This is a genomic window from Streptomonospora alba, assembly GCF_000826685.1.
Classification (GTDB): Bacteria; Actinomycetota; Actinomycetes; order Streptosporangiales; family Streptosporangiaceae; genus Streptomonospora; species Streptomonospora alba.
The window spans coordinates 68,618-90,854 of sequence record NZ_JROO01000016.1 but is presented as its reverse complement, the minus strand read 5'-3'; the positions used below and the strand labels follow the sequence as shown (position 1 = coordinate 90,854).

The window sequence follows — 22,237 nt, the reverse complement described above, 5'->3', positions numbered from 1 at the left end:
AGTGGCTCTTTCGCTGTGGTTGGAGCCGGACTCACGACGCGCCCCGGCTCATGGACAGTCCGCGCAGGTCGTCGCGCATCTGGGGGGTCAAGACGTGGCCGACGCTCTGGACGAGCTGGGTCATGCGGTGGGCGACGACGCCCAGGTTCGCCCCGTCGCGGACGAGGACGGCCAGCCCTGCCAGGCTGCCGATGCCCATGAACAGGAAATGCCCGGCCGGGAACTTCAGCATCACCTGGTCGCACCCGGGCTCGCCCACCTGGTGGGCGATGTTGGTGCCGAGGCTGATGAGTCCGCTGATCATGGCCGCCATGGGATCGGCCGTGTCGGCGGGTATGTCGCCGGAGGTGATCAGCGGCAGGCCGTCGGAGGAGACGATCAGCGCATGCGAGACCCCGGGGGTCTGCGCGGTGAAGTCGTCGAGCAGCCAGCCGAACTCCTGGGGATTGCGCGGCTGGGCGGTGCCACCGTTCATCGCCCCTCCTCCTCGTCGTCGGTGTGCCCGCCTGCGGGCGGTGTGGTGTCGTGGCCGGTGGCGGACGCGCCGGCCGAGAAGGCGCTGAGGTCGTCGGCGAACGACGCGCCGCCGTCGCCGCCTGCGCCGCCGGTCCCGCTGGACGCGCTCTCGCCGCCCGGGGGGCGCAGCGAGCCGCGATCGTCGTCGCGGCGCAGGCTTTTGCGCTCGCGGCGCGGGAGGCCGCCGGCGGTGGGCCGCTGGGGCGGGGCGGGTTCGGGCGGCGGAGCGCTGTCCGGACCGATGGGGCCGGGCGCCAGGCTCAGGTGGGGCGGCCGGGCCGCGGCGTCGGCCGCTGCGGGTGCCGGGCGCTCGGCCTGCGGCCGCCCTTCGCCGGCCATCTCGCCCACGGCCGGGGCGCTCGCCGGCGGATCGCAGACCAGGTGCGCGGGCAGGGACAGCACCGCCGTGGTGCCCGACGGCCGTGCGGAGTCGGACGCGGGGCGGCTGCTGAAGGTGACCGAGGCGCCGTGGCGGTGCGCCAGCCGGTGCACGACGGGAAAGCCGGTGTGCCGGGCCGCGTGCGAGTCCAGCGGAGGGACGCCGCCGCTCATCGTCGCGTTGAGAGCACGCACATGGGCCTCGCCGAGACCGATCCCGGAGTCGGAGATGCGTACGATCACGCCGCCGCTCTCCGTGGGGTGGACGCCGACGTCGACGGTGCCGGGCGAGTAGCGCGCGGCGTTGTCGAGGAGCGGGGCGACCATCGAGGCCACGTCGTCGGCTGCGTAGGAGGGCACCGCCAGCTCGGCCACGCTGGCGATGCGCACTCGCGAATAGGACTCGATGGAGGAGGCCGCCATGCGGACGACGTCCAGCAGCGACGTGGCGTCGCCGCCGGTCTCGCTCTCGTCGCTGTCGACCAGTACACGCAGCTCGCGAGCGGTGCGCCGGATCATGGTCAGGGCGTGGTCCACCTCGTAGAGCCGCTTGAGGCGCTCCGGATCGTCCTCGTCCTGCTCCAGCCGGTCGACCTCGTGGCGCTGCTGTTCGGCCAGGACCAGCACCTGCATGGCGAACCGGTCCATGAGCCCGGTGAGGGGAGCGGTCGGATCGGGGGCGGCCCCTCCCGCCTGAGCGGGTGCGGGCTGCGGCGCGGGCTGCGGCGCGGAATGCCCGGCGGTCGGTGCCGCGGCGGGGGGCGGTGGAGGGGCGGGCGCCGCGGCGGAACCGGGGTTCGCCGGGGCGGGAGGCGCGGGCGCGGCGTCGCGGCGGCGCCTGAGCAACCTGATCATGATCGTTTTCCCAGGGGAGGATGGGACGATTCCATTGCGGAACTCGGCGGCGTATCGGTGGCGGATTCCGTTTCCGGTCGGAGTTCGGGAAGTGGAGGCACCGGCGCTCGCGCGCTCCGCTACCGGCATGGGCCGAGATCGCAGCGAGGCGGGGAGGGGCCGTTGCTCCGTGCTCGGCAAGGGTTCCACAACTCGGCGCGCACGAGAAGCTGCAGTGTCGCGATTGTGGATCTATGCGACCGAAGAAGAATAGATCGTGCAATATCCCGATTGCCCGATATCGAGTCGCCGGCCGCGACGATCTTCCGTCCTCCTTCGGATTCGTGCGGTTCCGGTTTCCACCTGGGGATTCACCACGCGCCTGAGCGTGCCGCCGAATCCGGAGCCGTCGTTTCCGGCACCGAAGAATGCGCGGTGAGCGCGGCCGGGAGGCGGCGGCCGACCGTCGCCCCGCACCGCCGCCCGAACCACGCGGACCCGCGTTCCGTGCCCGAAACCCAGCGGCGGCACGCCCCGCTCCGTCCTCCGCGGGCCGCAGCCGGCCGGCGCGCCGCACGCGATGCGGCCTCGGCCGGGTCCCTACGCGAGCGCTTCCGGCCCCGGCGCGGCGGGGCGGTCCGAGAGGTCCTCGCCGACGAGGCGACCGCCGGTCAGGCGAAGGCGGTGGTGGGCCCGGCGCGCGGCCTGGGGGTCGTGCGTGGCGTGGACGACGGTGACGCCCTGTGCGTGCAGTTCCTCCAGGATCTCGGGGATCTCCTGCCGAGTCGCGGCGTCCAGGCCGGTGGCGGGCTCGTCCAGCAGCAGGAGATCCGAGCGCTGGGCCAGTCCTTGGGCGAGGAGGGTGCGCTGGCGCTGGCCGCCGGAGAGGGAGCCCAGCGGGCGGGCGGACAGTCCGGCGATGCCCAGGCGCTCCATGCAGACCGCGACGACCTCCCGGTCGCGGGCGGTGAGCCGCCGCCACGGCCCCCGGTGCGCCCAGCGGCCCATGGCGACGGTGTCGCGCACGGTCACGGGCAGGGCGTCGGATACGGCGCTGTGCTGAACGACCAGAGCCGGGCGCGCGTCGTGGAAGCGCTCGACGGTACCCGAGGCGGGGGAGTGCACTCCTGCGAGGACGCCCAGAAGCGTGGACTTGCCCGAGCCGTTGGCGCCCAGCAGCGCCGTCACACTGCGCGCCGGAATCCGGGCGCAGACCTCGTGCAGGACCGTCGTGGGGCCGTAGGCGGCGCTGACCCCGTGCAGTGCCACGGCGGCGTGTGTGCTGCGCACCACTTCACCTCCACATTGACAATGATAATCATTTTCATTGTACGGTCATCCCCATGGATTGGTTGACCGAACCGTTCGCCGTGGCCTTCGTCGCACGGGCGCTGTGGGCCGGGGTCCTGGTCTCCGGCGCCTGCGCGCTGGCGGGGACCTGGGTGGTACTGCGCGGCATGGCGTTCCTCGGCGACGCGATGTCGCACGGGATGCTGCCCGGGGTGGCGTTGGCCTCGCTGCTGGGCGGAAGCCTGTTCCTGGGCGCGGCGGCCAGCGCGATCGCGATGGCACTGGGAGTCGCCGCCGTGACCCGCTGGTCCCGCCTGTCCCAGGACACCGGCATCGGGCTGCTGTTCGTCGGAATGCTCGCGCTCGGCGTGATCATCGTGTCCTACGCGCAGTCCTTCGCGGTCGACCTCACCGGTTTCCTCTTCGGCGACGTCCTGGCCGTGCGCACTGGCGACCTCGCGGTCCTCGCCCTGTCGGCCGGCGCGGCCGCGATCGTCGCCCTGCTGGGCCACCGCGCCTTCGTCGCCCTGGCCTTCGACCCCCGCAAGGCCCGCACCCTGGGGCTGCACCCGCGCCTGGCCCACACCGCGATGCTCGGTCTGATCACCCTCGCGATCGTCGCCTCCTTCCACGTCGTGGGGACCCTGCTCGTCTTCGGCCTGCTCATCGCGCCCCCGGCGGCGATGGCGCTGTGGGCGCGGCGCATCCCGGTGATCATGCTCGGCTCGGCGGTGCTCGGCTCGACCGCGACCTTCGCCGGCCTGCTCGCCTCCTGGCACCTGGGCACCGCGGCCGGCGCGACGATCGCGGCGATCGCGGTGGCCCTCTTCTTCCTCTCCGCCGTCGCCGCCCGCGTGCGCGACCTGCGCCCCGGCACCGCCGCGCGCTCCCAGTCGCGCGCCGGACCCGAGCCGTCCCCCGAAACCGCGTCCCCCCGATCCGCCCCGGAACCCGAACAGGAGCACGAGTTCACACGATGATGTTCGCCAGCAGAACACGAACGGCCCTGGCATGGGCCGCAGGGGGGTTGCTGGCCGCCGGCTGCGGCACCGGCGGCCCACCGCCCTCCGAGGATGCCGAGGCCCGACCGCACGGCCACGTCGACGGTGCCCAGGAGACCGCCCAACCGCAGTGGCGCCTGGTCGCGGCCGACACCGGCGACGGCTCCCTGCACCTGATCGACCCCGCGACCGAGGAGGTGACCGGCCTCGGCACCGCACCCGGCATCCAGGAGGCCGCGACCGACGGCCGGTTCGCCTACCTCGGCGCCGGCGACACGGTGACGGTCCTGGACAGCGGCACCTGGGCCGTCGACCACGGCGATCACGCGCACTACTACCGCGCCGAGCCGGCGATCCTCGGCGAGGTCGAGGCGGGCGGCGGCCTGCGGGCCGCCGGTGACACGGCGGTCACCGCGCTCGCCTCGGACGCCGGCGCCGGGATCCTCGACCGCGCCGCCCTGGAGGACGGCGACATCGCCCGCGCCGTCGCCATCCACGGCGGCGGAGCGCTCCTGCCCCGCGGCGAGCGGTTGGTGGCGGCCGACGCCGGCGGCGCCGTGCGCGTCCTCGACCGCGAGGGCGCCCCCGTCGGCACCCTCGACGCACGGTGCCCCGACCCCCGCGGCCAGGCCCTGACCCGGCGCGGAGCCGTCATCGGCTGCTCGAACGGAGCCCTGCTGGTCACCGGCGAGGGCGACTCCCTGGACGCACGCACGATCGCCTACCCCGACGGCGGCGCCGACCCGGTCGCCGCGTTCCACCACCGCCCCGGCGCGCCGGTGCTCGCGGGCAGGGCAGGCGACGAGGGCGTGTGGGTACTCGACGCCGGGGCCGGGGAGTGGACCCTGCTGGAGACCGGACCGGCCGCCGCGGTCAGCGCCGCCGGCGAGGACCTGCCGGTGCTGGTCCTGGGCGAGGACGGGCGGCTGCGCGCCTATGACCCCGAATCGGGCGAGCAGACCGCCCAGAGGCGCCTCATGGAGGGGGCCGGCGCGCGCGGCGCGCCCGAGCCGGTCATCCGCATCGACACCGGCCGCGCCTATGTCAACGATCCCGCGGCCGACGCGGTCTACGAGATCGACTACAACGACGACCTGCGCCTGGCCCGCACCTTCGAACTCGGCTTCAGCCCCGACGTCATGGTGGAGACGGGGTGGTGAGCGCGATGCCGACGGACCCCCGATCCCGGCCGCGCCCCCTGAGCCGCGCTGCGGTCGTCCTGCCGGCGCTGCTGCTCGCGCTCACCCCCGCCGTGTCCGGATGCGCGGCCTTCGGCGCGGAGCGCTCCGGCATCGTCGTGACCACCAACATCCTCGGCGACATCACCCGCAACGTCGTCGGCGACCAGGCCGAGGTCACCGTCCTCATGCAGCCCAACGCCGACCCGCACTCCTTCGGCGTCTCCGCCCAGCAGGCGGCGGGACTCCACGACGCCGAGCTGATCGTCTACAACGGCCTCGGCCTGGAGGAAGGGGTACTGCGCAACGTCGCGGCCGCCGAGGACGTCGGCACCCCCGCTCTGGCGGTCGCCGAGGGAGTCGAGCCGATCGAGTTCACCCGAGGCGACACCGCCGGACAGCCCGACCCGCACTTCTGGACCGACCCGGTACGCGCGGGCGAGGCCGCGGACCTCATCGCCGAAACCGTGATCGACGAGGTCGGCGGCGCCGACGCCGCGGCGGTGCGCGCCAACGCCGAGGACTACCGCGCCCACGTCGACCGGCTGCACGAGCACGCCCGGCAACGCTTCGCCGACATCCCCCGGGAGCGGCGCAAGCTGGTCACCAACCACCACGTCTTCGGCTACCTCGCCCGGCGCTACGGCTTCGAGGTCGTCGGCGCGGTCGTGCCCAGCGGCACCACGCTGGCCTCGCCCAGCAGCGCGGATCTGAAGTCCCTCGCCGACACCGTGCGCGAGGCCGGGGTTCCGGCGATCTTCGCCGACTCCTCCCAGCCCGACCGCCTCGCCCGGGTGATGGCCGACGAGGCCGGCGTCGACGTCGCGGTCGTGGCGCTGTTCTCCGAGTCCCTGACCGCGAAGGGCGGGGGAGGCGCCACCTACCTGGAGATGACCCGGCACAACACCGACGCCATCGCCGAGGGCCTCACCGGATGAGCGCCCCGGCGACCCGTCCGCCCCCGAGGACCGCCCCGGCGGCTCCGCCCCCCACCCGGCTCCACTCGACGGAAACGGAAGGCACGTATGCGCACCAACCCCCACCGATCCCGCCCGCGCCGTGAACGGTCCGCGCTGTCCGTCCTCGCGGCGCTGAGCCTCACCGCCACGGCGTGCGGCTCAGCGGCCGGCGAGGACCCGGCCGGCGGCGAGTCCCCAGGCGGCGCCGAGGTCGCCGACGCGCTCGTCGCCACCTACGACGGCGGACTCCTCGTCATCGACGGCCGCACGCTCGACGTCGTCGAGGACATCCCGCTGGAGGGCTTCACCCGGCTCAACCCCGCAGGCGACGGGCGCCACGTGCTGGTGTCGACCTCCACCGGATTCCGCGTCCTCGACGCCGCGGGCGCCGAACTCACCGACGACGAGTTCGAGGCGCCCGAACCCGGCCACGTCGTGCACCACGCGGGAAAGACGGTGCTGTTCTCCGACGGAACCGGCGGGATCACCGTCTTCGACCCCGGCGAGCTGAGCCGGGGCGGCCTGCCCGAGACCGAGACCCACACCACCGCGCACCCCCACCACGGCGTCGCCGCGGTGCTGGAGAACGGCGAGATGGTGGTGACCCTCGGCGACGAGGAGGAGCGCCCCGGCATCCACGTGCTCGACGCCGACAGACAGGAGATCGCCCGCAGCGAGGAGTGCCCCGGCGTGCACGGCGAGGCGACCGCCGCCGACGAGGCCGTGCTCGTGGGCTGCGAGGACGGGGCGCTGGTCTACTCCGGCGGTGACCTCGCCAAGATCGACAGCCCCGACGACTACGGGCGCATCGGCAACCAGGCCGGGCACGAGGCGTCGCCTTACGTGCTGGGCGACTACAAGACCGACCCCGACGCCGAGCTGGAGCGCCCCGAGCGGATCTCGATCCTCGACACCGAGGAGGCCGGACTGCGCCTGGTGGAGCTGGGCACCAGCTACAGCTTCCGGTCCCTGGGGCGCGGCCCCGACGGCGAGGGGCTGGTGCTGGGGACCGACGGCGCGATCCACGTGATCGACCCGCAGACCGCCGAGGCAACCGACTCCTTCCCGGTCATCGGCCGGTGGCGGGAACCTCTGGAGTGGCAGGAGCCCCGCCCCACCCTGTTCGTCCGCGGCGGGACCGCCTATGTGACCGACCCCGGCGAGCAGCGGATCTACGCCGTCGACCTCGCCTCGGGCGAGGTCGTGCAGGAAGCGGAGCTGCCCGAGGCGTCCAACGAGGTCACCGGTGTGTGACGGCTGAGCGGGCGGGCACGGGACCGCAGAGGCGCGGCGGGGCGGCCGTTTCGGCCGGCCCGCCCGGCGGCGGTCGGCGGGGCCGGGGTCACAACAGGCCGCAGAGGGCGGCGATGCCCAGCGCGCACAGGGCGGCGCCGGCTCCTGCGTCGATGGTCGAACGCACCGCGGGGCGCCGCAGTACCGGGCCCAACGACCCGATCGCGGCGATGTAGAGGGTCCACCACGCGGCTGCGCAGGCCACGACCACGGCCCCCATCGCCACGGTCTGGGCGAACACCGGTTCGCCGGCGACGAGGAACTGCGGCATGAACGTCAGGTAGAAGATGAGCGCCTTGGGGTTGAGCACGTTGTTGAGGAACCCCTGGGCCAGTGCCGATCCGGCTTTACGCGGCGCGGCGGATTCGGCGCGCGGCTCGGCGCGGTTGCGCCAGGCCGAGACGACGAAGACGGTCCCGAGCAGGATGAGATACCCGCCGCCTGCGACGCGCAGCACGGTCGGCAGCAGGGGAGCGGCGGCGACCAGTCCCGCCAGTCCCGCCGCCGCCATGAGCGTCAGAAACGCGAGTCCGCCGCAGATTCCCGCGACGGTGAACAGGGCGCTGCGGGCCCCGCCGGAGACGGCGCTGCGGGTGACGAGCACGAAGTCCGGGCCCGGCACGGCCAGCATCAGGATCAGGGTCGTGAGGAAGACGGGCAGGTGGGAAACCATCGCCTGACCAATACACAGGAGCGAACAGAGAACGAGGATACGGCCTTATTCTCGTTCTCCATTCGAGGTACAGGCAACAGATTCGCCTATACTTCGGTGCATGGTCGAAACCGCCGAACTCGATCCGGTCGATCTCCGGATTCTCGCCGCTCTGCAGAACAACGCACGGCTGCTCAACAAGGAACTCGCCGCCAAGGTCGGTGTGGCGCCCTCGACGTGCCTGGACCGCGTCAACCGCCTGCGGGAGGGCGGTGTCATCACCGGCTACGGGGTCGAAGTCGATCCGGCCAAGCTGGGGCGGCCGCTGCAGGCCTTCCTCTACATCCGCGTCCAGCCGCACCGCAGCGCCCTGGTCGACCCGTTCGTCGAGCATGTGCTCTCGCAGCCGGAGACGCGCGGCCTGTGGCACCTCACGGGCGCCGACGATTTCATGGTCCACGTCGCCACCGAGGACGCCCATGCGCTGCAGCGGCTCGTGCTGGATGCGTTCACCGCCCGTGAAGAGGTCACACGGGTGCGGACCAACCTGATCTTCCAGCACTGGGCGGGCCGGCCCCTGTTGCCCCCGGCGGCGGACTCCGGCTGATCGCAGCCCGCCGCGACCGCGCGTTTGCCATGGCTATCGAATATCGATAGATTCCTATCGTGCTTCGATTGAAGGAGGGGCGATGGGAAGGCTGACAGTGCTCGCGTTGCGCGCTGTGCTCGGGGTGCTGCTCGCCGGGTCGGTGTTCGTGCAGGCGGTGATGGTGCCGCTGCTGGCGGCCGACCTGGAAGGGCTCGACCCGCAGGTCGCGCACCTGCGTACCCCGCTGCTCGTGATCGTGTTCCTGGGGATCGTCGCGGTCCAGGTCCTCCTGGTCTGCGTGTGGCGGTTGGTGACCATGGTCCGGCGCGGAACGGTGTTCTCCCACGCCGCTTTCCGGTACGTGCACGTCGTGATCGGCGCGATCGTGGCGGCCGCACTGCTGGTCTTCGCGCTCGCGGTCCTGCTGGCGCCCGGCGAGGCCGTGGCCCCGGGCGTCGTCCTGCTGCTGTGCGGGGCCTCCGTAGCGGTCCTGGGCGTCGCCCTCATCGTGCTCGTGCTGCGGATGCTGCTCGCCCAGGCCATCGCACGCGACGTCGAGGCGGCGCGGATGCGGGCCGAGCTCGACGAGGTGATCTGATGCCGATCGTCGTCGACGTCGACGTGATGCTGGCCAAGCGGAAGATGTCCGTGGGCGAGCTGGCCGAGCGCGTCGGAATCACTCCGGCGAACCTGGCGGTCCTCAAGAACGGCAGGGCCAAGGCGGTGCGCTTCGCGACGCTGGCCGCGCTCTGCGAGGTGCTCGACTGCCAGCCCGGCGATCTGCTGCGCTGGGAGGCCGAGGCCGCCGAGGACAGCACGCGACCCGCGGACGCGGCCGAGGCCGCCGACGCGTGAGGGCGGCACCTCGCCGGCCGTCGCGCGGGCCGCTTCGCCTGCGCGAAGGGGCCCGCCCGCGGTGATCCGCGGACGGGCCCTGCACGCCGGGTGGATCAGACGGCTCCGGCCCGGGCCGCCAGCCGCTTCTCGCCCGGATCGCTCGGGTCCTTCAGCCGTGTCGAGAGCGCGGCGACGCCCAGGTACAGGCAGCTGAAGATGATCGCGACCCCGCCGCCGCCGACGAGGGGGTAGGCCAGGGTGACCACCATCGGGCCGACGAAGGCGGCGCCGCCCGCGCCGAGGTTGAGGATCGCCAGGGACGCGCCCTTGTCCTTGTGCCGCACCATCGACGGCATCAGCGCCGAGAGCGGGACGAATCCGGCCAGCAGCACGCCGTAGAGGCAGCCCAGGGCGATGGTCACGGGGAAGCTCTCCGTGGCGATGGCCGTGAAGTACCACAGGGGCGTGGCCACGGCGCAGCCCAGGCAGCCGAACACCGTCACCGTGCGCCGCCAGCCGAAGTAGTCGCCGAAGACGCCGAAGAACAGGTTGGCGGCGATGTTGGCGCCGTAGGCGGCCGCGGTGAGCGTGGCGATCTGGGCGATGCTGAGGAAGCCCTCGTTGGTGCCCGCGCTTCCGAAGGTGAACGGGAACATCGCGAAGAACCCGTACTGGGGCGCGGTGTTGACGATGCGCACCAGCCCGCCGAACAGTGTGCGGCGGTCGCGCCAGAGGATGTCCACGCCCTCCAGCAGCCGGCGGTGGCTTCTGGGGTTGGCCACCGACGCGTCGGCGATGGGCTTGAGGCCGTTGGGCTCGCGCACCGCGAAGGAGCCCAGGATGCCGCCCGCGGCGACCAGAACCAGCGACAGGACGAGCGTGTCGTGGAGCGAGAAGCCCAGCGGTCCGATGGCCAGTGCCGCCACACCCGCGCCGAGTGTGGGCAGGCCGCCGGTGAAGGCGAACCAGAACCAGCCCGCGACCGACCCGCGCATCCGCGTGGGGCTGGTGGTCTGCGCCCACACCAGGAAGGCGAAGGCGAACAGCGGGTAGGCGAAGCCGCGGATGCCGTAGGTAGTCACGATGAACGCGAAGTTCTGGGACGGGATGGCGGCGAACAGGAAGATCGCCTCGAAGACGACCCACCACGCGGCCCCCAGCCAGATCACGCGGCGCGGGCCCCAGATGGCCGACAGGGTGCCCGACAGCCACGAGGCCAGCATCACGGCGACCCCGTAGACGGTGACGGTGGCGAAGGTCGCCTGCTCGCCGGCCAGCCCGCCGCCGTCGGGCTGGGTCAGGTAGTCGGTGAGGTAGCTGATCTCGACGCCGTCGCCGATCATGTAGATCAGCACGGCGACGAAACCCCAGAAGAGCGGCTTGGGGATGCCGATGCGCTCGATGCCGCGCAGCGGTTTCGATTCGGGGTCGGGCTGGCTGGCAGGCGGGTGCTGCGGCTGGCGTGAAGTCGCCGGCTGGTTCATGGTCTCTCCTCGCAGGGGTGGGATCCGCCCGCGGCGCGGAGCCGGAGGGGAGGCGCGGTCCGGACTCGTCCGGCGCCCCGGCGCTCCCGGCGCGGGCGGATTGGCGGCGCCCCGCCCCGTGGTCCGGGGTGCCGGGCGGTGCGCAGGCGTGCGGATCTACGCCCGCACCCGAGCCGAAGGCCTGCATCCGCCGTACGGCGCCGTGATCCGCGTCGAACACGGCGCCGCGCGTGATCCAGGTCTCACCTTCGCCACAGAGAGAACATAGCCTGCGTGAAATTAACACGCAATACGTTATCTATTGTTTCGTCGGGGCGACCTCGACCTCCACCCGGTCCCGGAGCTCGGCCAGCAGGTCGGCGTCCACGCCGTCGTCGACGATCACGCGGTCGAAGGAGTCCACCGGCACCAAGTGGTGCAGCGCGGTGCGCGGCATCTTGCTGGAGTCCATGAGCAGCACCCTGGTCGCGGCCGATGCGAGCATGGCCCGCTTGACCACGACGATCTCCTGCTCCTGGTGGTAGGTCATCGCCGCGGTCATGGCGGAGGTGCTGATGAAGGCGGTGTCGACGTTGACCGAGGAGATCGCCTCGGTGCAGGGCAGGCCGTTGAAGGAGTCGTGGGTGCGGAAGTAGTCGCCGCCCAGCGCGATCAGCCGGACGTCCTTCATCGCGCACACCTCGTCGATGGTGCGGCGGTAGTTGGTGACCACGGTCAGCGGGGCGAGCGGCTCCAGCAGCGCAGCGAGCTGCAGTGCGGTGGTGGAGTCGTCGAGCATGACCGAGTCGCCCGGCTCGATGAGCTCCGCGGCGCGGGCGGCGATGGCGCGCTTCTGCTCGATGCGCGCGTTGAGGCGGTACTCGGCGTCGCTCTCGAAGACCGTGGACGGCTGGGCGGAGACCCCGCCGCGGAATTTGCGCAGCAGGCCGCGGCGCGCGAGCTCGTCGAGGTCGCGGTGCACGGTCATCACGCTGACGCCGGTCAGCTCGGCCAGTTCGACCGCCGTGGCCGACCCCTGCTTGGCGACGAACTCGGCGATGGCCTGCTGGCGCGCTTCCTGGGGGCGGGTATCGCCGCGTCGGGTGCTCATGGGACCCCTGTCCTCGAAAATCTGCCGTCTGCTGGACGCTGTGCTGCTCGACAGACGCTATCGGAGCGCTCCCGAGTGCTACGGGTAACACGAAGGCATAGCCGAATAACGTTGATCGTGTTAATTTAACTCCATAGATGTCATGAAGGTGGATGAGAGGACGCGATGAGCAGCAGACTCAGCGCCGTGGTGTTCGACCTCGACGGCGTACTGATCGAGAGCGACCACCTGTGGGAAGAGATGTGGTCGGACTACGCCGCCCGCCACGGCGCCCGGTGGTCCTCCGAGGACACCGCGACCGTCCAGGGCATGAGCTCCCGCGAATGGTCGCACTACCTCAACCGGATGGCGGGCGCCGCCGAGAGCGAGGCCGACACCGAACGCGCCGTCGTCGACGGCATGGTCGGCGCTTTCGAGCAGGGGCGGGTGGACCTGCTGCCCGGGGCGCGCCAGACCGTGCAGGCCGTCAGCGCCGAGACGACCATCGCGCTCGCCTCCTCCGCGCCGCGCCGGCTCATCGACGCCGTGCTGCGCGGCCACGCCCTTGAGGACCGCTTCTCCGCGACGGTCTCCAGCGCCGAGGTCGACCGCGGCAAGCCCCACCCCGACGTCTACCTGGAGGCGGCCTCGCGGATCGGGCGGCAGGGCGTCGACTGCGCCGCGGTCGAGGACTCCTCCAACGGCATCAGGGCCGCCCACGCCGCCGAGATGACCGTGATCGCACTGCCCAACCCCGCCCCCGGCTACCGCCCGGCGCCCGACGCGCTCGAACTGGCCGCGGAGGAGGCCGGCGACCTCGCCGACGTCCGCGACCGCCTCCTGCGGCTGCTCGGCCGGACCCAAGCCCAGGGGAGCAGCTGATGCCGTCGGTCGAGGACCCCGCCGTTTTCAAGTCCGCGTGGATCCAGGGCCTGGTCAGCTCCTACTCCCGGCTGGTCGCGCCCGTTCCCGACGCCTACGGCGTGATGAGCGCCCACGCCCCCGAGCGGGGCCGCGTCAGCGTCGTCATCGGCGGCGGCTGCGGCCACTACCCGGCCTTCGCGGGACTGGTGGGACCCGGGCTGGCCGACGCGGCCGTCGTAGGCGACGTGTTCACCAGCCCCAGTGCCGAGCAGGTCTACCGCACCGCGAACGCGGTGGACGGCGGCGCGGGCGTGTTCTTCGGCTACGGCAACTACTCCGGCGACGTGATGCACTTCGGACTGGCCGCGCGGCGGCTCGCCGCCGAGGGCGTCGACTCCCGCACCGTGCTGGTGACCGACGACGTCGCCAGCGGCTCCGCCCAGGAGAGCGCGCAGCGCCGCGGAGTCGCCGGCGGCTTCTTCGTCTTCCGGATCGCCGCGGCCGCCGCGGCGCGCGGCTACGACCTCGACGGCGTGGCCCGGGTGGCGGCCCGCGCCAACGCCATGACCCGCACCTTCGGCGCGGCCTTCGGCGGGTGCACCCTGCCCGGCCAGAACGAGCCGCTGTTCACCGTGCCGGAGGGGACCATGGAGCTGGGGCTGGGCATCCACGGAGAGTCGGGGCTGCGGCGGGTCCCCGCACAGGACCCGGCGGGACTCGCCGACACACTCGTCGACACCCTGCTGCCCGAGCTGCCCCACGCCGGCAGTCGACGCGCGGCCGTGCTGCTCAACGGACTCGGCCAGACCCCCTACGAGGACCTGTTCGTCTGCTACGAGCGAGTGCACCGCCGCTTGGCCGAAGCCGGGATCGCCGCGCACCGCCCCGAGGTGGGCGAGTTCGTCACCTCCCTGGACATGGCCGGGCTGTCACTGTCGCTGATGGTCCTCGACGACGAACTGGCCGACCTCTACAGCGAGCCGTGCCAGAGCCCGGCCTTCACCATGGCGCCGATCGCCGAGCCCGCCGTCCCCCGGAGCCGACCCGCACCCCGCCCCGGCGCGGGCACCGCCTCCGGCCCCGCGCACACCGCCGCGACGGCACCGACCCCGGATGGCGGTGTCGCGGCCGAGGCCCTGGCGGCGGCATTGGCCGCCGTGGAGTCCCATGAACAGGAACTGGGCCGACTCGACGCGGTCGCCGGAGACGGCGACCACGGCCAGGGCATCGTGCGCGGACTGCGCGCGGCCGCCGCGGCGGCCCGGACCTCAGGCCCCGGCGACAGCGCCGAGGCGTCGGGCCGGGCGCTGCTGCTGGCGGGCACCGCCCTGGCCGACGCGGCCGGCGGCGCCTCGGGCGCGCTCTACGGGCTGCTGCTGACCGAGATCGGCGGCGGGCTGGCCGCAGCCGGACCCGTACCGGTCACCGCGAAACTGCTCTCTCCCTCGGTCGAGGCAGCATTCGAGGCGGTGTGCGAACTCGGCGGCGGCACCGTCGGGGAGAAGACCATGCTCGACGCGCTCGCCCCCTTCCGCGGCACCCTGGTCGAACATGCCGCCGCCGGCGCACCGCTTGCGGCCGCGTGGACCGCGGCAGCCGTCGCGGCCACCGACGCCGCCCGCGCCACCGCCGACATGCCCGCCAGACGCGGACGCGCCGCCCGCCTGGGCGAACGCGGCCGGGGCCACGCCGACCCCGGAGCCACCTCGCTGGCGCTGATGGCCTCGGCCGCGGCCGATGTCCTCAACGCCCGCTGCGCCACCGCCGACTCCGATGCCGAAAGCCGGTGAACACGCCGTGAAGATCGCCGTCGCCGCCGACAGCGCCGGAGTGGCGCTGAAGGACGAGCTGAAAGACCTGCTGCGCGCGGACGGGCGCATCACCGAGGTCCGCGACCTCGGCGTTCCCGACGCCGCCGACGACCGGGCCTACCCCTTGCTGGGCATCGCGGCCGCCGAGGAGGTGGCCGCGGGCGAAGTCGAACGCGCCGTGCTGGTGTGCGGCACCGGGATCGGCATGTGCATCTCGGCGAACAAGGTCGCCGGGGTGCGCGCGACCGTCGCCCACGATTCCTACTCCGCCGAGCGCTCGGTCAAGTCCAACGACTGCCAGGTGCTCACCATGGGAGCACGGGTGATCGGACCGGAGTTGGCGAAGCGGATCGTCGCCGAGTGGATCGGCCACGTCTTCGACCCCGGCTCCGCGAGTGCGGCCAAGGTCGCCCGCATCAGCGACTACGAGCAGGCCTGAGCCGCGGCGGGCGGCCGCACCGGGCGAAACCCGCCGACCTCCGGCCCCGACGGGGTTCGGACCGACCGAACGTGAAAAGGAGCCGACATGCGAGTACTGGCGGCGGGCGACCACTTCGTCAGCCCGGACCTGCTGGTGGCCGCCGTGGAAGAGGAGGTCGGCGACGGCCCGCCGGCGCCCCCGCAGGCCTCCCGGCTGAAACTGCCCTGGCCCGTCGAGCCGTTCGGCCCCGTCGGCGGGGTCGAGGAGGCGAGCGGAACCGAGGAGCAGGTGGTCGAGGCCCTGCGCGGCGCCGAGGTCTGCATGACCCAGATGGCCCCGGTGACCTCGCGGGTCATCGACGCCTGCCCCGACCTGCGCCTGGTGTCGGTGTGCCGGGGCGGGCCGGTCAACGTCGATCTGACGGCTGCCACCCGCGCCGGCGTCGCCGTGACCTATGCGCCCGGCCGCAACGCCACCGCCGCCGCCGAGTACGCCATCGCGATGATCCTCGCGGCGCTGCGGCGGGTGCCCGCCGCCGACGCCGAACTGCGCGAGGGCCGCTGGCGGGGCGACTTCTACGCCTACGAGCAGGCGGGCGTCGAGCTGCGGGGGACCACGGTGGGCCTGGTGGGTTACGGCGCCATCGGGCGGATCGTGGCCCGCATCCTGCGCGCCTTCGAGGCCCGGGTCCTGGTCAGCGACCCCTACACCGACCAGAGCACCGCCGCCGAGGACGGAGTGCGGCTGGTCGGGCTGGAGGAGCTGCTGTCCTCGTGCACCGTGGTCAGCCTGCACGCGCGGCTGACCGAGGAGACCCGCAACATGATCGACGGCGAGCGGATCGCCCTCATGCCGCGCGGCGCGGTGCTGGTCAACACGGCGCGCGGCGGCCTGCTCGACCACGCCCCGCTGCCCGAGGCGCTGCGCAGCGGCCGCCTCGGCGCGCTGGCCCTGGACGTCTACGACGTCGAACCGCCGCCGGCCGACTGGCCGCTGCGCGGGCTGGACAACGTCGTGACCACGCCGCACCTGGCCGGCGCCACCCGCCAGACCGCCGAGCGCGCCGCGCGTATCGTAGCCGGCGAGGTCGGGCGCTACCTGCGCGGAGAACCGCCCCGCCACCTTGCCAATCCCGAGGTCCGGGAGGTGCACGCATGATCATCGGCGTCGACGTGGGCACGACGGTGACCAAAGCCGCCGTCTTCGACCGCGACGGCCGGGCGGCGGCCGAGGCCGACGAACCGACCACGCTGCACCGCACCGGCGGCGCGCGGGTCGAGCAGGACCTCGACGAGGTGCTGGCGACCGTCTCCTCGGTGGTGCGCAAGGTCGCCGCCACGCAGTCGGAACCGGTCACCGCCGTCGCCCTGACCGGTCAGGGCGACGGACTGTGGCTGCGCGACGCCGACGGCCGCCCCACCCGGCGGGCCGTCTCCTGGCTGGACGGCCGCGCCGGCCCGCTGGTGCGGCAGTGGTACGACGACGGCACCATGGCCAGGGTGCACGGGCTGACCGGACAGGGTATGTTCCCCGGCGCGCACGGACCGCTCCTGGCGGCGCTGGACCGCGAGGAGCCCGAAACGCTCGGACGCTCCGCCGTTGCCGGCTACTGCGTCGACGCGATCGTGCAGCAGCTGACCGGCGAGATCACCGTCGACGCCTCCGACGCGTCACTGCCCTTCCTGGACGTGGGCACCCGCACCTACAACTCCGATGCGCTGGCCCAATGCGGTGTCTCGCACCGGCGCGGGCTGCTGACCGAACCCGCCGAGCCCCACCGCCTGTTCGCGCTGGACGGGCGTGGCGCCGGGCTGCTGGAGCTGCCTGAAGGCACCCCCGTCACCGGCGGCCCGTTCGATCTGCCCGCCTGCTTGCTGGGCAGCGGCCTCAGCGAGGTGGGCGACGGGCTGCTCACCGTGGGCACCACCCTGGCCTGCCAGGTGGTCGCCGACCGGGTGAGCGTGGAGCCGGACGGCGAACCCGCGGGCATGTGGCTGTGCACCGACCGGCCGGACCGGTTCTCGCGCGCGATGCCGGCCATGGTCGGCACGGCGGGCCTGGACTGGTTGCTGGACCTCCTCGGGCTGGGGATCGACGATGTGGAGCCGCTGCTCGAAGCGAGCCCGCCGGGCGCCCGCGGAGTGTCGGCCCTGCCGTTCCTGGCGGAGTCGGGCGAGCGGGCGCCGTTCGTGGACCCGTGGGCCCGCGGCCAGCTCACCGGCGTCAACCTGGGCACCGAGCGCGCCGACGTCGTCCGCGCGGTCTGCGAGAGCATCGCCTATGCGGCCCGGCACTGCCTGGAGGCGGCCGGACTGAGCGGAAACCTCGCCGTCTGCGGCGGAGGGAGCCGGTCCCGGGCGTGGATGCAGGTCTTCGCCGACGTGCTGGGGCGGCCGGTGATTCTGCCCTCCGACGACGCGATCGGGGTGCGCGGTGCTACGGCCGCGGCCTGGCGCGCCCTGGGCGAGGCGCCCGACGAAGCGCGGTGGCTCGCCCAGGGCGAGCGGATACCGCCGCGCCCCGAGACGAGCGCCCGCTACGCGGAGGGCTACGCCCGATACCGGGCGCACCTGGACAGCGCTCGCTCGCTGTGGGCCTCGGACGCGCCCGCCTGACGCGGACTGCGGAGCAGCGCCCGCGCAGCGAAAAGGGCCGGCGCACCGCCCGGTGTTCGGACGGTGCGCCGGCGAGCGGGGTCATGTGGTGGAGAACGTGAACCAGTTCAGATTGACGAAATCGGCCGGCTGGCCGCTGGTGAAGGTCAGGTAGACGGTGTGCGTCCCGGTCACCGGGCTCATGTTCATCGGCACGGTCTGCCAGCTCTGCCACCCTCCGGTGCCGGCCACCGCGAAGCTGGCGACCGGCTCGGCCGTGGGGCTGTCCAGCCGGACCTCGACCAGGCCGCTGACCCCCTCGGGTGCGCCGGAGGCGACGCGGGCCTTGAACTGCTGTGCCGCGGTGGCGCCGAAGTCGACGCCGTCGAACCGCAGCCGGTCGCCGTCGCCGATCTGCGCGACGTTGTGCCCGCCGCCGGAGTCCGATGTCGTCTCCAGCACGGTGCCCGACTGCCCCTGGTAGTCCTCGGCCTGGATGGTGGAGCGGGCGTCCACGCCGCCGCCGCCGCCGTCGTCGCCGCCGCCGTCGTCGCCGCCGGAGCCGCTCTCCCACACGGCCACGTAGTCGACCGTCATCGGCTCGCCGGGCCGCGTGGCGTCGGTGGGTGTGGCGCCGCCCTGCACCCCGTCGGGGAAGGCGCCGCCCATGGCGACGTTGAGCAGGAGGAAGTAGCCGGCGTGGTCGGTCATGTCGCTCCACGCCGAGGCACCGATCTGGCCCTCGTCGACGCTGTGGTACTGCTGACCGTCGACGTACCAGCGCAGCTGGCTGGAGGAGCCGCTGCGGTCCCACTCGAAGCTGTAGTTGTGGAAACCGGACTGGCAGGTCGAGTCGGGGCAGGCCCGGCTGTCGCTGAGGCCCTCGGTCTCGTTGCACGGCCCGCCCGGATCGACCCCGCAGTGGAGCACGCCCCACACCGAGTCGATCCCGTTGACGTTCTCCATGATGTCGAACTCGCCCACAGAGGGCCAGTTCCAGTACTCGCCGCGGTAAGGGGAACCAAGCGCCCAGAACGCCGGCCAGTAGCCCAGTGCCTCTTCACCGGTGATGTCGGGGACCTGGAGGCGGCTCTCGATGCGCAGGGTCTCTCCGTCGGCGGGTTTGAAGTCGGCCCGCTGGGTCTCGATCCGCGCCGAGGTCCACTGCCCGGACGCGTCGCGCCTGGGGGTGATGCGCAGGTTGCCCTGCCCGTCCAGGCCGATGTTCTCGGGGGAGTCGGTGTAGGTCTGCACCTCGCCGGTGCCCCAGTTCGCCGGTCCGCCGGGGTAGGAGGTTCCGGTGTCGACGATCCATTTGTCGGAGTCGGGCAGGGCGCCGGCCTGGCCCTCGAAGTCGTCGCCCCACACCAGGTTCCAGCCGTCCGGGGGCGGGGGCAGGTCGGCCTGGGCGGGCGCACTCGCCGTGGTCACCATGGTGAGGGGGAGGATGAACGCGGCCAGGGCGGCGAACAGCCTGCGCGGCCTTCGGTTCCTGGAGGGCTGATGGCTCTCCATTCTGACCTCTTTCCATGCGTCTCGCAGGTGGGGGATGTGCTGCATCGAGCACTGTGATCACTGTGCGTTCCGCCCCCGGATGCGTCGGCGGACCCGTGCGTGGGGCGGATCTTGTGGAGGTCGTCTTCGTGAGAGAGCGCTCTCTCACGCACCGAACATGACACACGCCACAGCGTCAGGCAAGACCGGCAAAGCCGCCGGATCGGCTCTGCCCGTACCGTTCCTTCCGGCGGAGCCCGCGGAACTGGAAGGATGGGAAGATGGGAGCGCGCGGCGAAATCGCGGAGCGCGCGGTTCGCCGACGCGGGCGCGTCCGCTTCCGGCCGCGGTCCGCGCCGCGTTCGCGGGGAGCGGGGGCGGATCGAACCGCTACGGTTGCGTAACGGTGCCACCGGGGCGGGGCGGCCCCAGTATGGGAGCGCTCTCCGCGTCGGCCGGAGGTGCGGCTGGGGAGGATCATTGGGCAGCAGACGTCCCACCTTGGAGGCGGTCGCCGCTCGGGCGCGGGTGTCCCGCGCCACGGTGTCGCGTGTGGTCAACGGGCAGAGCACCGTCGACCCCGAGATCCGCGACGCCGTCCTGCGCGCCGTCGCCGAGCTCGGCTACGTGCCCAACTCGGCGGCACGCAGCCTGGTGACCCGCCAGACCGACTCGATCGCGCTGGTCGTCTCCGAACCGCCCACCCGCGTATTCTCCGACGATCCGCTGTTCTCCCTGGTCGTGCGCACGGTGAGCAGCGAGCTGGAACTGGCGGGCAAGCAGGCCGTGCTGATGCTGGCCAGTTCGCCCCAGGCGCAGGCGCGGGTTGAGGACTACGTCTCCAGCGGGCACGTGGACGGCGTCATGCTGCTGTCCATGCACGGCGCCGACCCGCTTCCGGGCGCCGTCGCGCGCATGGACGTGCCCGCCGTCTCCTACGGCCGCCCTGCGGTCGAGCTGCCCCACGTCGACAACGACAACGTGGGCGGTGCCGAGCAGGCCGTGCGCCACCTGCTCGACAGCGGTCGCCGCCGCATCGCCGCCATCGCCGGGCCGCAGGACATGACGGCCGCGCAGGACCGCCTCACCGGCTACCGCGACGCCCTGCGCGCATCGGACCGCCGATCGATCGTGGCGGTGGGCGACTTCACCCGCGCATCGGGCGCGACGGCCATGCGCCACCTGCTCGAAGACGACCCCGGCCTCGACGCCGTGTTCGCGGCCAACGACCTGATGGCCGTCGGCGCGCTGCAGGCCCTGCGCAAGGCCGGCCGCCGCGTCCCCGACGACGTGGCGGTGGTCGGGTTCGACGACATCGAGGCCGCGGACTTCACCGACCCGCCGCTGACCACGATCCGCCACCCGGTCGTCGAGCAGGCCACAGCCATGGTGAGGCTGGTCCTGACCCCGCCCGCCGAGCGCGCGAGCGACCGCGTGGTCCTGCCTACCGAGCTGATCGTGCGCGACTCGGCCTGAGGCGCGGACCCGCCCGCGGGCGGGCCGCGGAGCCGCCCCGACGCGGCCCGCGCTCAGCGCGCCCGTCGTCCCGGCCGCAGGTCCGGCCCGGACCGAGCGCTCGCGTCGGCCCGGGCCACCGCGTTGTCGTGGTCCGCCCAGGCCGTGCCCGCGCCCGCGCGCAGCCGCACCGTTCGAACCGGCTGCGCGGCGTTCCACATCGACGAGTACAGCCCTGACCGGCCGTCGCCGACCGCGTCGGCGGCCTCATCGAAGCCGCCGTAGGCGATGACGGCCTGTGCGGCGGCGGCGCGCGCCGCCGCTCGATGCCCGGGTCCCGGTCCGCGAGTCTCCTTGGAGCGACAGCGGCCCGACGCGGGTCCGCCGCCTCCGTCTGCACTCCGCCGCCTCGGGGCCGGTGCTTTCCGCGCCTCTGTGCGCAGTGGTTGAAAGTTTCCTACTTGACATTCGCCACATCAGGTGGAAATTTTCCATGTCACGGACAGCCCTCAGGGGCGCACGCGTCGGAAGGGATCACTCCTCCTCATGGCCACCACCGACACCGGCAGGGCCGGCGACTCCGTCGACGACCTCCGCACCGACCTCGCCGGTTTGGCGACCGAGTCCCGGCGCGACGACCTGAGCGCGATCGACGGGATGGGCACGGAGGCCATCGTGCTCACCATGAACGCCGAGGACCGGACCGTGGCCCCCGCGGTCGGTGCCGCGGCGGCGACCATCGCCGCGGCCGTCGACGCCATCGCCGCACGCATGGCCCGCGGCGGACGGCTCATCTACGTCGGCGCCGGTACCGCGGGCCGGCTGGGCGTGCTGGACGCCTCGGAGTGCCCGCCCACCTTCAACACCGATCCGCAACAGGTGATCGGACTGATCGCCGGCGGCCCCGGCGCGATCCGCGGCGCGGTGGAGAGCGCCGAGGACGACACCCGCGCCGCTGCGGCCGACCTGGACGACCTGGGACTGTGCCCCGAGGACACCGTGGTGGGCGTCTCCGCCTCCGGGCGGACCCCCTACTCCGTCGCCGCGGTGCGCCATGCCGCCGAACGCGGCGCCCTGACCGTCGGCGTCTCCTCCAACCCGGGTTCACCCCTGGGCAGCGCCGCCGACCACGCCATCGAGGTCGACACCGGCCCCGAGTTGATCACCGGCTCCACCCGGCTCAAGGCCGGAACCGCCCAGAAGCTCGTCCTGAACACGCTGTCCACGGTCACCATGATCCGCCTGGGCAAGACCTACGGAAACCTCATGGTCGACCTGCGCAGCAGCAACGAGAAACTGCGCGCGCGTGCCCACCGGATCGTCGAGATGGCCACCGGCGCCGGCGACGACGAGGTGGACCGGGCCCTGTCCGCCGGCGCCGGCGACGTCAAGACGGCGATCCTCACCATCCTCGGCCGCGTCGGCGCCGAGGAAGCCGGCCGCCTCCTCGACGCCTGCGGCGGCCGACTCCGCGACGCGGTCGAATCGGCTGCCCGCGGGGACTGATCCCCCCGACCC

The 22,237-nt window shown here is 73.1% G+C and carries 21 protein-coding genes; 14 read left to right on the top strand and 7 right to left on the bottom strand.

The window, feature by feature from the left end; all coding sequences use genetic code 11:
* Nucleotides 1–31: 31 nt before the first annotated feature.
* From LP52_RS09595 to aztA, 3 genes are all read right to left on the bottom strand, one after another.
* Entirely contained in the window at nt 32–475 is a 444-nt protein-coding gene (locus LP52_RS09595; RefSeq protein WP_040272554.1) for a roadblock/LC7 domain-containing protein, read from the bottom strand.
* The gene (locus LP52_RS25740; protein WP_052809656.1) at nt 472–1,542 is read right to left on the bottom strand and encodes a sensor histidine kinase; all 1,071 of its coding nucleotides are present in this window, start codon (nt 1,540–1,542) and stop codon (nt 472–474) included. The genes LP52_RS09595 and LP52_RS25740 overlap by 4 nt, the downstream gene beginning before the upstream one ends.
* Nucleotides 1,543–2,328: 786 nt before the next feature.
* On the bottom strand, nt 2,329–3,021 hold the full coding sequence (aztA, locus tag LP52_RS09585) for a zinc ABC transporter ATP-binding protein AztA (protein WP_040272553.1): 693 nt from the start codon (nt 3,019–3,021) through the stop codon (nt 2,329–2,331).
* Nucleotides 3,022–3,071: 50 nt separating this feature from the next.
* Between aztA and aztB the strand changes: the two genes are divergently transcribed.
* The 4 genes from aztB (at nt 3,072) to aztD (ending at nt 7,410) form a co-directional block, all read left to right on the top strand.
* Nucleotides 3,072–3,998 carry a zinc ABC transporter permease AztB gene (gene aztB / locus LP52_RS09580; protein ID WP_052809655.1) on the top strand — a complete coding sequence of 309 codons (927 nt, stop codon included), beginning with the start codon at nt 3,072–3,074 and terminating at the stop codon, nt 3,996–3,998.
* Nucleotides 3,995–5,179, top strand: a complete 1,185-nt coding sequence (locus LP52_RS09575; RefSeq protein ID WP_052809654.1) for a PQQ-binding-like beta-propeller repeat protein — start codon at nt 3,995–3,997, stop codon at nt 5,177–5,179. Before aztB ends, LP52_RS09575 begins: the two co-directional genes overlap by 4 nt.
* A gap of 5 nt (nt 5,180–5,184) precedes the next feature.
* Nucleotides 5,185–6,135: a zinc ABC transporter substrate-binding protein AztC gene (aztC, locus tag LP52_RS09570; RefSeq protein WP_052809660.1), complete on the top strand. Its 951-nt coding sequence runs from the start codon at nt 5,185–5,187 to the stop codon at nt 6,133–6,135.
* Between the two features lie 87 nt (nt 6,136–6,222).
* Nucleotides 6,223–7,410: a zinc metallochaperone AztD gene (gene aztD, locus LP52_RS09565; RefSeq protein WP_052809653.1), complete on the top strand. Its 1,188-nt coding sequence runs from the start codon at nt 6,223–6,225 to the stop codon at nt 7,408–7,410.
* A gap of 88 nt (nt 7,411–7,498) precedes the next feature.
* Here aztD and LP52_RS26410 read toward each other — a convergent pair whose 3' ends face one another.
* The gene (locus LP52_RS26410; protein ID WP_040272552.1) at nt 7,499–8,122 is read right to left on the bottom strand and encodes a LysE family translocator; all 624 of its coding nucleotides are present in this window, start codon (nt 8,120–8,122) and stop codon (nt 7,499–7,501) included.
* Between the two features lie 100 nt (nt 8,123–8,222).
* Between LP52_RS26410 and LP52_RS09555 the strand changes: the two genes are divergently transcribed.
* From LP52_RS09555 to LP52_RS09545, 3 genes are all read left to right on the top strand, one after another.
* Nucleotides 8,223–8,708, top strand: coding sequence for an Lrp/AsnC family transcriptional regulator (locus LP52_RS09555; protein ID WP_040272551.1), 486 nt, complete (start codon nt 8,223–8,225; stop codon nt 8,706–8,708).
* Nucleotides 8,709–8,790: 82 nt separating this feature from the next.
* A complete protein-coding gene (locus LP52_RS09550; protein ID WP_040272550.1) occupies nt 8,791–9,288 on the top strand; it encodes a DUF2975 domain-containing protein in 498 nt (165 codons plus the stop codon).
* Entirely contained in the window at nt 9,288–9,545 is a 258-nt protein-coding gene (locus tag LP52_RS09545; RefSeq protein WP_040272549.1) for a helix-turn-helix domain-containing protein, read from the top strand. The genes LP52_RS09550 and LP52_RS09545 overlap by 1 nt, the downstream gene beginning before the upstream one ends.
* A gap of 95 nt (nt 9,546–9,640) precedes the next feature.
* On the opposite strand, the gene LP52_RS09540 is transcribed toward LP52_RS09545, so the two are convergent.
* Nucleotides 9,641–11,011: an MFS transporter gene (locus LP52_RS09540; RefSeq protein WP_084723059.1), complete on the bottom strand. Its 1,371-nt coding sequence runs from the start codon at nt 11,009–11,011 to the stop codon at nt 9,641–9,643.
* Nucleotides 11,012–11,309: 298 nt separating this feature from the next.
* Nucleotides 11,310–12,101 (bottom strand): DeoR/GlpR family DNA-binding transcription regulator, encoded by a 792-nt coding sequence (locus LP52_RS09535; RefSeq protein WP_040272548.1) that lies wholly within the window; start codon nt 12,099–12,101, stop codon nt 11,310–11,312.
* Nucleotides 12,102–12,266: 165 nt separating this feature from the next.
* On the opposite strand from LP52_RS09535, the gene LP52_RS09530 reads away from it, so the two are divergent.
* From LP52_RS09530 to LP52_RS09510, 5 genes are all read left to right on the top strand, one after another.
* Nucleotides 12,267–12,962: an HAD family hydrolase gene (locus LP52_RS09530; RefSeq protein WP_040272547.1), complete on the top strand. Its 696-nt coding sequence runs from the start codon at nt 12,267–12,269 to the stop codon at nt 12,960–12,962.
* A complete protein-coding gene (locus tag LP52_RS09525; RefSeq protein ID WP_040272546.1) occupies nt 12,962–14,734 on the top strand; it encodes a dihydroxyacetone kinase family protein in 1,773 nt (590 codons plus the stop codon). The genes LP52_RS09530 and LP52_RS09525 overlap by 1 nt, the downstream gene beginning before the upstream one ends.
* Before the next feature lie 7 nt (nt 14,735–14,741).
* On the top strand, nt 14,742–15,194 hold the full coding sequence (locus LP52_RS09520) for an RpiB/LacA/LacB family sugar-phosphate isomerase (protein ID WP_040272545.1): 453 nt from the start codon (nt 14,742–14,744) through the stop codon (nt 15,192–15,194).
* Between the two features lie 87 nt (nt 15,195–15,281).
* Nucleotides 15,282–16,334 carry a 2-hydroxyacid dehydrogenase gene (locus LP52_RS09515; RefSeq protein ID WP_040272544.1) on the top strand — a complete coding sequence of 351 codons (1,053 nt, stop codon included), beginning with the start codon at nt 15,282–15,284 and terminating at the stop codon, nt 16,332–16,334.
* Nucleotides 16,331–17,791 (top strand): FGGY-family carbohydrate kinase, encoded by a 1,461-nt coding sequence (locus tag LP52_RS09510; RefSeq protein ID WP_040272543.1) that lies wholly within the window; start codon nt 16,331–16,333, stop codon nt 17,789–17,791. Before LP52_RS09515 ends, LP52_RS09510 begins: the two co-directional genes overlap by 4 nt.
* A gap of 81 nt (nt 17,792–17,872) precedes the next feature.
* Here the strand turns inward: LP52_RS09510 and LP52_RS09505 are convergent, their stop codons facing one another.
* A complete protein-coding gene (locus LP52_RS09505) occupies nt 17,873–19,285 on the bottom strand; it encodes a glycoside hydrolase family 16 protein (protein WP_084723058.1) in 1,413 nt (470 codons plus the stop codon).
* A 459-nt stretch (nt 19,286–19,744) separates the two neighbouring features.
* On the opposite strand from LP52_RS09505, the gene LP52_RS09500 reads away from it, so the two are divergent.
* Entirely contained in the window at nt 19,745–20,740 is a 996-nt protein-coding gene (locus tag LP52_RS09500; protein ID WP_040272542.1) for a LacI family DNA-binding transcriptional regulator, read from the top strand.
* 525 nt (nt 20,741–21,265) lie between these two features.
* Nucleotides 21,266–22,225: an N-acetylmuramic acid 6-phosphate etherase gene (gene murQ / locus LP52_RS09495; protein ID WP_052809652.1), complete on the top strand. Its 960-nt coding sequence runs from the start codon at nt 21,266–21,268 to the stop codon at nt 22,223–22,225.
* Nucleotides 22,226–22,237: the final 12 nt, after the last annotated feature.